We start from the raw sequence: 14,450 nt of genomic DNA, 5'->3' as shown, positions 1-14,450 counted from the left end.
AGCTATCACTGCCTACGGGAAGCTAGGACATGCAGGAGCGCCACCAAGGTTCCCGAACCCATGAGCTTCCCCTCCGCCATGAGCATCGGGATCTCGGCCATCGGCACCCACGCGACGTGGCCGGCCTCCTCTCCGTCCTCGGGCGCGCCCACGAGGGTCGCCCCATAGCCGACGAATACCTCGTGCGGCGAGTCCACCATGCCGACCATCGGCTGGAAGGTAACCACGTGGTCGAGGTGATCCGGTCGCCAGCCGGTTTCCTCCTCGACCTCGCGCAGAGCAGCCCCCAGACCGTCCTCGCCGGGATCGACGATGCCACCGGGAAGCTCCCAGCCCCAGGACTGCGGCACGAAGCGGTACCGCCAGAGCATCAACACGCGGTCATCGGCATCCAATACCGCGGCGATGGCCACGCGCTTCAACCGCACGACGTGATGCTCGAAGCGCGCCACACCAGGCGGCTCAACGTCCACGAGCGCCAGCTGTACCCATCGGTTGTCATAAACCACGCGGTCGCCGTAGATCTTCCACGGCTCGAGCCCATCGGCCTGAGTGCTCATCAGCAATCACATCCTGGGAAGGTGGCAGCGGCCATAGTTGACCACACCTGCCGAGCGGGCGGCGCACGTTGAGCGCATGTGAAGCAGCCTCGTCCGTGGATGATCGCGCGTCCGCCTCAGGAGCCGAGCACGCAGTCGAAGCCCGCCACACCCTGGACATCCGCGACACCACCCGCTTCCCCGACGACGCGGCTGAGCTTCCGGATGGGACAGCCCCCATGGCACGTGCCTGGCCGAGGAGTCCGACGGCGCCGCTCAGGCAGGCAGTGTCCTGAACCGGGATGAAGATCAACAAGTGAGGAGCCTGGCCACTCCTCACTTGCGCCGCTTCTTTGTCCCAGGGGACGGATATCGTTGGGGAGTCGTGCCGCACAGGGGATACGACGCCCCGCGCAGGTTCACCCGACAGGACACGCCCGGCGAGTACATGTCAAGCGCGGCCGAATCGGGTGACCAGCAGGAACACCACGGCCTTCGGGTCGCCGCCCTTTGACGAGCAAGGACACCCCCGACTGATGGCAGTGACCCAACAGGAGATCGAGAACCGGCTGTGGGACGCCGCTGACGAGCTGCGTGTGGCGATGCCTGAATCGCAGTACTCCTCGGTAGTCTTCCCGCTGATGTTCTGGAAGTACCTGTCGGACACCTGGGAGCACCGCCGCCAGGAGTTCCAGGCCGAGAACCAGGGCCTGGACTACTCCGCCGAGGAAGCCCGCGAGATCGAGTACCGCGACTACCAGTCGTTCGAGATCCCGTTCATCCACCCCGGCACCGTCCAGGAGCGTCGTTCCTCTTGGACGTCCATCCTCGCCACCGTCACCCGGCCCGGCCTCGGCCAGCGCGTCCGCGCCTCCCTGCAGGCCATCGAAGCGGCCAACCCTGACAAGTTCTCCCGCATCTTCGGGGCCATGACCTGGACGGCCGAAGAGGTGCTGTCGGGGGACGTCCTGGCAGCGGTCATGCAGGCGATGGACAGAGTCCCGAAGATGCACGAGGGCAACATGTCCTACGACGTGCTCGGTGGGGCGTACGAGTACCTGCTGAAGCGCTTCTCCGACGGGTCCGGCACCCGTGCCGGCCAGTTCTTCACCCCGCGCGAGGTCGTCGAGCTGCTCGTCGAGGTCCTGGACCCCCAAAACCGCGAATCGGTGTACGACCCGACGTGTGGGTCGGGCGGCATGCTCATCGCCTCCGCGAACCTCCTGAAGGCACACAACAAGCGTGGCTACACGCTCAAGCTGCACGGGCAGGAGGCCGTAGCGGACACCGCGGGTGTGGCACGCATGAACCTCTTCATGCACAACCTCACCGACTTCAAGGTCGAGGTTGGCGACACCCTGAAGGACCCGCGCTTCAAGAAGAAGTCGGACGGATCCGTCGAGCAGTTCGACGTGATCGTCGCCAACCCGCCTTACAGCCTGAAATGGAAGCCCTGGACCAAGGACCCGCGTGCCATCGGCGGAGTCGCACCCCAGTCGTCGGCGGACTGGGCGTTCGTGCAGCACATGATCGCCAGCATGGACCCGATGAAGGGCCGCGCCGGTGTCGTCCTGCCTCACGGCGTCCTCTTCCGCGGCGGCCAGGAAGCAGCTATCCGCCAGCGAGTCCTGGACGACGACCTCCTGGAAGCCGTGATCGGGCTGCCGGCGAATCTCTTCTACTCGACGGCCATCCCCACGGCGATCTTGGTGTTTCGAGCCTCCGGCACCAAGCCCCCGGAGCGCAAGGGCGGCGTGCTGTTCATCGATGCCTCCAAGCGGTTCACCAAGGCCAAGAACCGCAATGTCCTCACCAAGGTCGACATCGCCGACGTGGTGCGCGCCTACCAAGCGGACTTCGACGCCGACGGAAACCCGATGGACCTCAACCTAGAAGTTGCTCTGCCGGCACGGTTCGTGGCCGCAACAGAGATCGTGGCGAACGGGCACGACCTCAATATTGGTCGTTACATTAAGCAGTCCGCCGCCGAGCAGGAAGACCTCGGCACCCTCATCGATGCCTACAACGTCGCCCGCGCCGAACGGCAGAAGACCGAGGCTCGCATGCTCGCCGTGCTCGCCGACGCTGGGATCGAGGGTTTCGATGAGTAACGGTTATCCGCTTCGTCCGCTCGGATCGCTGATGCGCCTCGACATCCAGCGCACGCCGATGATTCCTGCAACCACCTACCGTCTGGCCGGGGTCCTGAACGCAGGACAGGGACTTGTTGCTAAGGGCGAACTCGACGGCGGAGACACAGAGTATTCGGCAATGAACGTGCTGCGCGTCGACCAGGTCGTGATGCGAAAGCTGACCGCGTGGGAAGGCCCGATCACCGTAGTACCTGCCGAGTTCGACGGATTCGTCGTCAGCAACGAGTTCCCGACATTCACGCTTGGCCCGGAACTGGTACCCGACTGGGTTAGGCACGTCTGCCGCTCGCCGCGACTGTGGACAGAAATGAAGAATCGGGTGAGCGGGACAGTTCAACGGCGCAAGCGCCTTAACCCAGAGCAACTGTTGCAAATCGAGCTCCCAATCCCACCCCGCGAGGTGCAAGCGGGGATCGTCCAGGTACTCGACTCAGTTGACGACCAGATCACCGCACTCGACGAAGAGGCCGATGCGCTGGACCGCGTATCGATGGCCGTTGCCGAGGACCTGCTCTCCAACGAAGCAATCGTGGCGCTCGGAACGATGCTCGACGACATTCAAGGGGGCAGGAGTCCCCAAGCAAACACAAGGCCACCGCGCGCTGATGAACTTGGCGTGTTGAGGGTCAGCGCGGTCACACCTTTCCGGTTCCTCGCGGAAGAGTCCAAAGCCCTTCTGCCTGGCACGTCCATGCCCGCGTCCGCGGTTGTTCAGCCCGGCGACGTACTCATTACGCGAGCGAACACACCTGTTCGAGTCGGGGCCGTCGCGCGAGTCCCTGGCGATGTTCGGAGCGGCCTCTACCTTGCCGACAAGACTCTTCGACTCATCCCGTCGTCAAAGTTGGACCCGAACTTCCTTGTAGTGGCGATGGCGCTGATTCTGGCCAGGACCCACCTCACGGATTCGGCTTCAGGCACCAGCGCCTCAATGGTCAACGTCAGCCAGGATCGCATCCGTCAGACACCGATCCCGCTTCCAGACCTGGACCGGCAACGGGAGGTTTCCTCCGCCGTCCTGTCCGTTCGTGCGAACGCCGATGCGGTACGTGCTGAGACCGCGCGCCTCCGGGATACACGCTCCAGCCTGCTGGCGGGGCTGCTGGACCGCACCATCTAGATTTGAGTCTGCCGAACTGGGGGTCTGAGCTGTGGCGAAGGGCATTCGGGAGCGAGAGTTCCAGAACTTGATGATCCGGTGGTCCCTCCCTATGGGCTGGGGCTTCACTGCGGGGCGGGCGTTGCCGCGTGAGACGACGCAGACAGTGATTGCCTCTCAGCTGCGAGATGCCATCGTCAGGTTGAACCCCGGGGTGATCGGGGGGTTCGACGTGGACGCCGTGGTCGAGGAAATCGTCGCGACGGTCAATGCTGTCGAAGGCGGGCTGGTGCGGGCCAACGAGCAGGTATTGCGCCTGCTGCGCGGGCACAAGGAGTTCCGGGACGCCGATGGCGTGTGGCACGTCCTGAAGGTCATCGACTTCGAGCACCCGACTGCCAACACGCTAGTCGTGTCCGACGAGGTGACCATAACCGTCCCCGGCAAGACCTCCCGCCGCTTCGACCTCGTGTACTGGGTCAACGGCCTGCCCTTGGTCGTGGTCGAGGTGAAGTCACCGACCGCAAAGTCCGGGTGGGTCGACGCCGCCAACGAGATCAACAACGTGTACGCCACCGAGTACCCCTGGTTCTTCACGCCCAACGTGTTCGCCGTCGCCTCCGACGGGCTGAAGCTGCGGTTCGGTGCCGCCGGCGCGCCCACGAACCTGTGGCAGCCGTTCCGGTCCACCGCCGACGACGAGAACCTGTCCGGGCAGGCCGACGTGAAGCGCTCTGTCGAGCTGCTTATGAATCCGGCCACGATCCTGGACATGCTCGCCAACTTCGTCCTCTTCGACACTGCAGGGGGTGGGGCTGACATCAAGTACCTGCCCCGCTATCCGCAGATGGAGGCCGCCCACCTGATCCACGAACGGGTCCTGGAGGGTGGGTCGAAGGGTCTGGTCTGGCACCATCAGGGGTCGGGGAAGACGCTGCTGATGGTCTTCGCCGCCTCGCTGCTGCTGGCTGACACCCGCACCGATTCACCCACGATCATCCTGCTCTCGGACCGGACCCACCTCGTGCGGCACACCGCCGGGGTGTTCACCTCCGCCATGGGGGACTCCTACTTCCACCGGCCCAAGACCAGCCAGAAGCTGCGGTCCCTGCTGGCCGGCGACGTGCGCGGTGTCATCTCCACGACCGTCCACAAGTTCGCCGACGCTGGCGAGAACCTGTCGACCAGGGCCAACATCATCGTGCTGGTCGACGAGGCACACCGTACCCAGTCCGACAAGAAGAAGTCCCTGGCCGGGCAGATGCGCGCAGCGCTGCCGAACGCGAAGTTCTTCGGCATGACCGGCACCCCCGTACGGAACCTCGCCACTGACACCTTCGCCCTCTTCGGCGAGGAGGCCGACCCGGGCAGGGTGCTGCACCGCTACTCGGTGTCCCGGTCTCTGCTGGACGAGGCGACCGTGCCGGTCGTGCTAGACCCGCGCCCGGTCGTCTTCGAGATGAACGACCAGGAGTTGCAGGCCGAGTTCGACCAGTTCGCCGACGACTTCGATCTCGATGACCCCGACCGTGAGACGCTGTCCCGCAAGTTCGGCCGTCTCACCTCGGTCTTCGCCAACCCCGACCGCATCCACGCGGTCTGCCAGGACATCGTGGACCACTACCTGGCCGGCGCCTACCGAAACGGCCTCAAGGCCCAGGTCGTCGCCTTCAACCGCGAGCTGGCCGTGGCATACATGGAGAAGATCAACGAGCTGCTGGCCGGCTTCGAGGCGTCACAGGTACTCGCCAAAGTCGGGAAGCACGCCCGGATCACCGCCGAGGTGAACATCTCCGTCTCGGATGCCAAGGACGAAGTCGCCGCCATGAAGCCTTTCCAGCTCTCGGAAGCCGAGGAGGAAGAGCAGAAGCGGCGGTTCCTCTCCCCGGACGACCCGCTGTGCTTCCTGGTGGTGACCGCAAAGCTGATGACGGGGTTCGACGCCCCGAACGAGGGCGTCCTCTACCTGGACAAGCCCTTGAAGGCCCACAGCCTGTTCCAGACCATCACCCGCCCGAACCGCACCTGGGTGTCCCCGACAGGGTTCGTAAAGACCCGCGGCGTGGTCGTGGACTACATCGGCCTGGCCGAAGAGGTCCAGCGGGCCGTCGTCGACCCCACCTCGAAGGGAGTCGGCAAGGGCGGCGGTTTCGTCACTGACTTGTCCGCGCTGGTCGCCGAGTTCCGCACCACCTTCGCCCGCATTGAAGACCTCCTCGCGGACGTGGACGGCCTCGACCTCACAGTCCACGGTTATGAGTCCGTACGGGCCATCAACGTCTTCCTGGACACCAATCCTGACGCGGCCGAGGTGTTCACGAAGGACTACCGGCTCCTGGCCCGCCTGTACCCGGTCATCAACACCGACAAGCGGGTCGCCAAGTACCAGGACGGCTTCGGGCTGTTCGGATCCGTGTACACGACTCTGTTCAAGAAGTCCTCCGACGAAGAGAGGAAGGAACGGCTGGGCGAGCTGGGGCCGATGGTTCTGGAGATCATCAACGCCCACGTCCATTCCTTCTCCGTGGCCGCCTCCCAGGAGGAAGCCCTCGTCCTGGACGCCCAGGGCATTGTCATCCTGAAGGAACTGCTGGCCCTGGTCCGTCCCAAGCCCGACAAGGGTGACGGTGAGGACAAGACGCCGCCGTCCGCGGCGGAGATCCTGGACCACATCAAGGCCGCTCTCGACAAGGGCGTCGAACCTGGGTCCGCGAAGTACACCGCCCTCGCGGAGCGGATAAGGCTGCTGCGCGACCGGATCATCCAGAACGCCCAGGACGCCCTGGATTTCCTGTCCGAAGCACTCCGAATCGCCCGCGCCATCGTGGACGCCGAGAAGCACCCCAACACGGCCGTCGTCGTGCTGGACGACGACCACGTGGGTGTCCTGTCACGGATCATCCACGACCACGCACCGGCCGGCCTCACAGTCACCGAGAGGAACCTGGCCGAGGAGATCGACCAGGTGGTCACCCGCACCCTCGCCCGGTCATGGGACAACGCCGATGCTCGTAACCGGGGCGCCCGCCGCGCCACCGCCGCGGTCTTCCGCCGGTACATGCTGAAGCCGGTGGGGGAACCGTACGACTCCACCGTGGCCTACATCGAAGCCCACTACCTCGTCGACTGACGATGGGACGGAGGCCCGGCAAGCTGCGACGGCTGCCGGGCCTCGTCACTGCGCGGCCCAGACCTACGCTAATCCTCTGCTCCATTAACTGGTGCTTCCTCAGCACCTGGTTCCGCGAGCGGCTTCTCCTCCGGTGCGGCGGTGCGCCGGTACTGCGGATGGTCGAGGTCCATCTGCTTCGCGGCGTGCAGGGGAAGGGGGAAGCGGGAGCGTCCATCCCAGAATTGGGCCTGGTGGGAGAGCTTCGCTGTGGTGATGGCGAGAGCCTCCTCGGAGACGCCCTCGGCGCACGCGAGCGGGTAGATCTCATTGGCCGTCATGGAGTACCAGTTCTGAGGCATCTCACCCTTGCGTCGCTCCTCCTTCTTGTCGGAGAAGACAGAGGGCTTCGCGTCCCATCGGGTGTACTTGGATCCCAGCCGGCCTGCGCCGTCCCCGTCGAAGGCGCGTGGCACGTTGCAGAAGATCCACACTGGGGTACCGAAGTCCGTGGTGACCTGGTAGAGCGTGGTCGCGGTGTCCTGTTCCACAGGGTCGCCGCCCTTGGTCTTGGCGATTCGGGTCGTGCTGACTGGTTGCGGCACCTCCTCGTCGCTGACGTTGATACGGATGACGGCCTGGGGCCGCTCGTCACGGCTTAGGGTGCTGCCGGGAAGCCAGTAGCGGCTGTTGCGCTTCTCGGGAGAGCTGCCGAGACGCATGTTCTGCAGCCCGTCCCACATCCGTCGTGAGGCAAGCTCGTCCACGGTGACGACGTACGAGGTGCCGTCCAGTTCCTCGGACAGGTCGGCGAGGGCGCGCTCGACGGTCTCGGCCGCGTCGTCCCAGCGCTGCCGGTAGGTCTTCTTGTCGCCGGTGCCCTCGGGGTAGGCGCTGGCGTGGAAGGCTGGCTGTGCCAAGCGGTAGGGCTGCCACACAGGCCGAGTGGAGCTCCAACCGAGCATCGTCCAGGTGCCACCGGCGACCTCCGAGGGCACGAGGGCCGAGGCGGTGATGACCACCTTGGGCTGGCCGAATTCTCCCTTGCGCCTGTTCTGCTGCCTCACGTGGATGCCGACGTGGGCGATGCGGTCGACCGGATAACCCGCCTTCTCAGGTTGCAGAGCGTTGGCGATGCGGTCGTCGATGACGCCGAGCGAGCGGTAGAGGTCGAGGAGGGCCATCTCGGCGGGGTGGTCCTTCGCCTTGGGCTTGATGACGCCCTTCTCGTCCTTGCCCCGGAGGTACTGGGTCGGGACACCGAGGTCAGCGAGGATCTTCCTGGTCTGGGGCTTGGCGTCGAGGTCGTCGGGGCTCGTCTCACCACCGCCGTCGGCGTCGGCCGCTGTCGGGATCTCGGTCTCGCACCAGGCACCGACAAGCACCCCGTCCTGGGACCGAAGCGCGGCTCCGGTGGCCGCCAGCGCCTCCTTGCGGGCGCCGGAGGGCCCAGGTTCAAGGAAGTCGCCGGCCTGATGGAACACGGCGGTGATCTGATCTCCGTACAGGCTGAGCTCGTCGCCGCCGCGCGGGTCGAGGCCCTCTGGCGCGAGGCCGAAGGTCTTGCAGAAGGTGTCGAGCATCCGCAGTCGGGTTTCGTCCCGGTACCACAGACAGACGATGCGCAGCTTCTTGAAGCCGGCAGCTTCGACGGAGGCGAAGATGGACTCCGGGGTGGGGAAGAGGCTGCCGCGTTGGCGGATCGGGCCGAGCGTCTTCGGATCCGGATGCTGCTCGCGCTCCGCCTTGCGGCGCAGGTACTCCTGCTTGGAGATGTTCTCCGGGTCGGTGGGGCGGTGCGGCAGACTCATTCGCACCTCGAGCATGTCCAGGGGCTCGGCGCGGTCGGCGAAGACGTTGGTGAAGTGCTGGTGCAGGAGCCGAAGGTGGTGCATGCCGGTGCCGGTGCCGATGGGGAAGGAGAAGTTCTTCGGCAGGATGGGCCAGACCTGTCCGGGGTGCTCGCGCGGGAAGCGGGCTGCTTCCTTCTTTTCCTTCGCGTCGGTGAGGAGCTTCTGCTCCCGCTTCGAACGTTCGTCGATGGTGCGCAGGATCGAGTAGTCCATCTCCAGCCGGCCGAGGGCCTGGAGAGCGAGGCGGTTGATGGTGCGGGCGCCACCGCGGCCGTTGAGCTTGACCTCGAGCAGTGGGTTGTCCGGGCCGGGCTGCTCCGCGAGGGCGGTGGTGGAGAAGACGAGGGAGGAGGAGATGCGGGTCACCCGGGAGCTCAGCAGCAGCACGGGGTTGGCGACGTTGGGCAGGGTCTTCAGCTTTAGCGCGGTCCGGGAGAGGGCGAAGCGGCCTCCCTGTTCGTTCTGCCAGGGGTCGTCGAAGGCGACCAGGCCGCCGGTGGTGTCCGCCCGTAGTTGGATGGACTTGCTGTCGGAGATCGCCCATGGCTCGGCGGCGAAGCGTCGGGACAGCTCCCAGGCGACTGTGCTGAAGAGCCAGTTGGGGGCACTGGGCTGGATGTTGTTGGTGGGCTGGAGGTACTCGGCCAGCAGGTGCGTGCGCTCCGGGGTGTCGGCGATCCGCTTGGCCAGTTCGGGCGCTGTGGTGATGTCGATCGTGCTGACGTCCTGACCGAGGGCCAGGTAGTGGGTGAGGGTGAAGACGCGGCGGAGCAGTTTGCTGTCGACCGGGCGGAGCGAGGCGAGGAACGGGGCGCGGCGGTCCGGGTCGAAGTAGACGTAGCCGCCGCTCATCATGCTCAGGACGGTGGTGGCGATGGAGTAGGGGGCCTGGGCCGAGTCGTTGTTGAACTTCTTCTTGCACAGGTGGTCGAAGTCGTCCCAGAGCTTCCAGGTCGCTTCGTCGAAGTGCCGCACGTGGACAACGGCATCGCCGACCAGCTCTGGGGTGCAGCGGAAGGCGAGGGTGTTGAGGTACTTGCCGGGTGCGCGGTCCTGGTCGCCCGGTGCGGGGTCCTGCTCGGTCACGTGGTCTCTTCTTCTCTCTTGTGAGTCTCGTCGGTTGCCCGGGTGCCCAGGGTCAGTGGGGGTCGATGCCGGCGTAGGAGAGGAAAGCATTGAGTGCCTCTCCGTACAGGTCGTTCATGCGTCGTCGCACGTCGGGCGGCCACTGGGAGTGGATGCGCCGAAGGACGGTCTCCAGGTCGGCGCTCCAGGTGTCCTCGTGGAAGGCGTAGTCGACCATGTGCAGCACGGCTTCGGTGCCGCCGCGACGGGCGCGACCGGCGAGCTGGATGAGGTCGACGATCATGCCCGCGACGACCTCCTCCTGGAGGGACTTGTGCATCGCGGTGAACTGTGGGGCTGTGCGCAGGAGGAGCGCCAGGCGGTCCCATGCCGCCGCGCGGGCACCGGCCAGGGCCTGCGACGGGTCGGAGACACCGCCGGCCGACAGGGCACGCAGTCCGGCGGCGTTGATGCTGCCGTACATCTCGGCGGGTTCGTTGAGCAGCGCGAGGGGGCGCACGCACAGGTAGACGGATCGGACCGCTGAGCGGGTGCCCTTGACGATGTTGAGCCCGCGGGCGATGAGCGACAGCGGAACAACGAGGATTTTGCCGTGATTGGGGAAGTCCTCGAACTCCTCGGCGGTCAGGCGTACGGCCACGGTCTCCCTGGGCAGTTCGGGGTCGGCACCGTGCCGGTTCTCCGCGCGGACGGCCAGGCACAGTCCGCCGTCGTACTGCCCGGCCTGAGCGATTCCGCGGGCGAGCCACGCGCACTGTTGGTAGGAGTTGGCGACGACCAGTACGTGTGCCCGATCCGGGTCCTTGGCGGCGGTCCGTTCGAGTTCGCGGTGGATGTACTGGTCGTAGAGGTTGCCGCCGAGCTCGATGAGCGCGTCCTTCTTACGGCTGGGGTGGGTGCCGGAGACCTTGATCGGTTCTCCGAACAGGGGGTGGCCTTCGCCGTAGTCGATGCGGTGTTTCCTGGCCCGGATGGAGTTGGCCTGGGCGTCGGTCATCCACCAGCGCACCGGGGCGTGGAGGTGCTCTCGGACTGCCTGGGGGAAGTAGGCGGTGGCCGACAGCCCCATCACCGGCCGTTCGACGCCTGCCAGGATGAGGGACACGATCCCACCCAGCTGGGCGGTGAAGGTGTGCGGGTCACCGGCGATGGTCTGGGCGACCAGGGCCGCGTTCTTCTCCTTGTCGTCGAGTCCGGTGACTCGGTAGCCGGTGATGGCTTGCCCCAGCATGCCGAGCGGAAGAACGGCGGAGATGGCAGTCGCCTGCAGGTTTTCCACGATTTTCTGGGCCGAACGCAGACCGGAGGAGCGGTAGTCGTGGGCCTTCTCCTGGAGGGCGGACAACGCCTCGTCCAACTCGATCATGGCAGTCCGGGTGACCAGCAGGTTGACCGCCTGCGCACGCCTGTGCGGGTCCTTGACGCTGGGCTCGAGCAGGCCGTGAAGTTCGATCTTGACGGCGTCCAGCAGATGCTCGCCGCGAGGCGCCACCAGCGCGCTGAGCGCCTCCCTGACGTCATGCCAATCGGGGTCGAGCAGGCTCGCCTGTCGGCTGAGCGGATCGCGGCGCTGATAGCGGGTAGGCATGAGGGCGTTGAGCTGCTGGAAGAGCTCAGCCGGGATGTCTGCACCGTCGCCCGTCTCTGTCGGCGACCACAGCAGCCGGAGGAGGGTACGGTCACGCCCACGTGCCAGGTGCCAGCGGGTACTGGTCTGGTCGGGGATGCGCTCCTGGGCCCGGTCGTCCTCCGTGGCGTGCAGGCTGAGGGCGTTCTTACAGATACTGAGCAGGAGGAACTCGGCCATGAGACGGACGTGGCTGACAGCGGGCAGCAGGTTGTGCTCGTCGTCGATGCGTAGCCGTTTGGCGTCGGTGTCCATCTCCTGCGGCGCGGCCGACCAGTGCCGGCGGGAGTGCAGGATGATCTCGCTCGCGCACTTGTCGACGGCCCGGGACTGGAATTGGTCGACCTCGTCGATGAGAACAGCGTGGCAGGTCCTCAGTGCGAACTCGGCTGCGGTCATGCTGCGTACGGGCCGACCGTCGAGGTTGACGCCGATCCGCAGGTTGCCCTGCATGAACACGTAGTGGTTCATGACGACGACGTTGGCGTCGGCCGCCTCGTACACGGGAGCGTACCTGCCGCAGGTCGGGATCCAAGGGCAGGCCGCAGCCCCGACACCCTGCTGGTGCAGCGACAGGCAGGGCTCGCGCCCCGGCGGATAGTCCCCGGTGGCTTCCAGGAATGTCTTCAGGGCGCATCCGTACGCCAGGGGATCGACGTCGCGTTCGGCGCGTTCGCCCCACTCGCCGGGCGCGTCCGGGTCCTCGTTGATCAGAGAGGCGAGCTTGAGTGCGCGGTCGTGCATGCCGGATGACGACATCAAGTGTGCGCACGTGGCCTCGCGTTCGATGACCTTGGACCGGTGAAGGTGGGCCAGATCCTGGCGCACGTTCCAGGTCATGGCAAGGCACGCCTTGATGTCGGGCAGGACGATCGTGACGCGCAGGTTGCGGGCGGCGAACCAGGCGGCCATGACGCGGACCATCACGCTCTTGCCGGTGCCGGTCGGCGCATTGAAGATCTCCATGCCGCCGGCGGTCAGCGCGAGAGCTTCGGTGGGGGACATGGTGTCCGTGGTCTTCAGCGCGTCGAAGAGCTGCCCGAGGGTGTGGCGCAGGTAGCGCTTGTCTTCGGGGTAGCGCTCGTCGATCTGCTCGGCGAGGTCGAGCAGATCGGGCGTGGGGATACGGAGGTCAGCCATGTACGGGACGGTCGAGAGGTGGGGGAGGCTGTCGTGGCTGAGCGCCTCGGTGAACTGGGGGTAGGTGGGGATCGTCAGGCGTCCGTGGATCTGGCCCACGTCCTTGACGAAGATCTCCCCGGTGAACCACGTGCCGGGGCCGGCGAACTCCGGAGGTCTCGGCCGGGCGCTCGGGCGCCGGAAACGGGCAGTCAGACGGTCGACGTAGCCGAGCGGATCGCCTCCGAGTCGTGGAAACGCGGCATCGGCCGTGAAGGGGTTGTCGCCCACGGTCTCGAAGGGAGCCATGACCGATGCGTCCCCTGGAGTTTCCCCGTTCAGCCCCGCCAGCAGGGAACGCGCTGCCACCGAGAACTTCCGAACGTCGGCGAGTTCACCCGGCGCGATGGAGCAGACCGCGGCGATCCGCCGCTTCTCCTCATGCGGCAGCATCTTCCAGCGGTCCCACACCTGGTACGTCCCCGAGAGTAGGAACGCTGCCTCGGCGAAGGGAGCGGCGGTGCGGGATTCGCCGTCGACCATTAACGGGAAGTAGTGGCCGGCGAGGGCCAGTGCGGCGCATACCGCAGTTTCCTCGATGGGCAGGTCACTCATGTCCAGTTCACCCCAGCCTTCTCACAGACCAACTCGCCGAACTCAGAGGCGGTCGCGACCTGCATGTCCCCGTACTTCGCGCACACCCCCGACAGCAGGGGGACCTGGCGGGCCCGGTAGTCCGGCACCACCAGCCAGTCGGCGCCGCCCCGGTCACCCTCCTGGGCATGGACGAGGCTCCCCAGGACTGTGGCCGAGGTGTAGTCCTTGACGTCGACCTTGAACGTCGTCTTCTTGCCGCGTTTCGGGCCGACCTCGATCAGCAGGTCGTAGGCGTCCAGGCCCGGCCACAGTGAGACCTTCAGCCCGCGCTCCGTTAGCCGGTCGTACAAGGCCAGTTCGGGCAGGCCGGGAACAGTCGTGTAGCGCCAGATGCCTCGGGTGACGGCTTTGTGGCCCTCTGCGGGTAGAGCCTGCGGGACTTCTCCGAGATCCGGATAGAGGACTGCCTCGCGACCTTCCGGACGAGGCGGTGCGGGCTCCGGCAGTAACTCCGGTGCACTGCCATCTGCCGGCAGCCGGAAGAGGTAGGAGGCTCCCATGTCCGCGTGGGGCGTGTGCCAGCAGCGCGCGGCTCCTACGGAGGTTCCCGCATTCCTCCGGACGACGACCCGCATCGGCCATCTGCAGACGGGGCACGGGAACCACCAGCCCCGATAGACGGAGTCGAAGGGAATCTCCCGGTAGAAGTCTGCGACCAGCGGCGGCAGTCGCAGCTCGCACAGTTGGTCGACGGGTCCTGCGGGACAACGGATCAGATCCTTGCGACCGGCCTCGTACACGGCTTGCTCACCCTGCTTGCGCAGCAGCGTGAAGGCCGTCTCCTGGTCGATCTCCGACTGGAGATCCCGGTCGCTGACGACACCAGCGAACGTGTCGAGCTTGCGCAACGTGTGCAGCAGCATCTGCTGCTCGAGATCGAGGTCGAAGGCGTCCTCGGTGACCTGTCCGTCCTGGTCGACGACCAGCATCCCGCCTAGGTCCAGTGGCCTGACGCCCTCGGGCAGCAGGACAGCCAGGTCCCCTCTGAGCGCACGTCTGAACTCTCCGAAGGCAAGGGGGCTACCCGGGCCGCGTGCCGCATGCAGCATGCCGTGACACTCCATCAAGGTCGTCAGGCGTTGCTGAGGTTCCAGGCCCGGCGCGGTCATCGCTTTCGCAGCGCGCAGCGCAGCTCGGGTCACCAGGTAGCGGACCCGGTCGTCATCGAGCGTCTGCGCACCTTCGTCCAAGGGACTCGTCACGATCCG

At 66.1% G+C, this 14,450-nt stretch carries 7 protein-coding genes; 3 read left to right on the top strand and 4 right to left on the bottom strand.

The annotated features are described in order from the left end of the window. Nucleotides 1–5: 5 nt before the first annotated feature. Nucleotides 6–560 carry an NUDIX hydrolase gene (locus tag AB0D08_RS05150; protein ID WP_359886243.1) on the bottom strand — a complete coding sequence of 185 codons (555 nt, stop codon included), beginning with the start codon at nucleotides 558–560 and terminating at the stop codon, nucleotides 6–8. A gap of 515 nt (nucleotides 561–1,075) precedes the next feature. On the opposite strand from AB0D08_RS05150, the gene AB0D08_RS05145 reads away from it, so the two are divergent. From AB0D08_RS05145 to AB0D08_RS05135, 3 genes are all read left to right on the top strand, one after another. Further along, a complete protein-coding gene (locus AB0D08_RS05145) occupies nucleotides 1,076–2,650 on the top strand; it encodes a class I SAM-dependent DNA methyltransferase (RefSeq protein WP_359886242.1) in 1,575 nt (524 codons plus the stop codon). A gap of 31 nt (nucleotides 2,651–2,681) precedes the next feature. Continuing rightward, on the top strand, nucleotides 2,682–3,812 hold the full coding sequence (locus tag AB0D08_RS05140; protein WP_359886241.1) for a restriction endonuclease subunit S: 1,131 nt from the start codon (nucleotides 2,682–2,684) through the stop codon (nucleotides 3,810–3,812). A gap of 70 nt (nucleotides 3,813–3,882) precedes the next feature. After that, on the top strand, nucleotides 3,883–6,921 hold the full coding sequence (locus tag AB0D08_RS05135; RefSeq protein ID WP_359886240.1) for an HsdR family type I site-specific deoxyribonuclease: 3,039 nt from the start codon (nucleotides 3,883–3,885) through the stop codon (nucleotides 6,919–6,921). Between the two features lie 68 nt (nucleotides 6,922–6,989). Here the strand turns inward: AB0D08_RS05135 and AB0D08_RS05130 are convergent, their stop codons facing one another. Genes AB0D08_RS05130 through AB0D08_RS05120 form a run of 3 tightly spaced genes read right to left on the bottom strand, consistent with a single transcriptional unit; the run spans nucleotide 6,990 to nucleotide 14,444 of the window. Next, complete coding sequence (locus tag AB0D08_RS05130; RefSeq protein ID WP_359886239.1) at nucleotides 6,990–9,839, bottom strand: RNaseH domain-containing protein; 2,850 nt, start codon at nucleotides 9,837–9,839, stop codon at nucleotides 6,990–6,992. Nucleotides 9,840–9,891: 52 nt separating this feature from the next. After that, nucleotides 9,892–13,200: a hypothetical protein gene (locus AB0D08_RS05125; protein ID WP_359886238.1), complete on the bottom strand. Its 3,309-nt coding sequence runs from the start codon at nucleotides 13,198–13,200 to the stop codon at nucleotides 9,892–9,894. Then, on the bottom strand, nucleotides 13,197–14,444 hold the full coding sequence (locus AB0D08_RS05120; RefSeq protein ID WP_359886237.1) for a hypothetical protein: 1,248 nt from the start codon (nucleotides 14,442–14,444) through the stop codon (nucleotides 13,197–13,199). The genes AB0D08_RS05125 and AB0D08_RS05120 overlap by 4 nt, the downstream gene beginning before the upstream one ends. Nucleotides 14,445–14,450 lie beyond the last annotated feature (6 nt).

The sequence above is a fragment of the Kitasatospora sp. NPDC048540 genome (assembly GCF_040651175.1).
GTDB lineage: Bacteria > Actinomycetota > Actinomycetes > Streptomycetales > Streptomycetaceae > Kitasatospora.
This window is presented reverse-complemented; position numbering and strand designations above follow the sequence as displayed.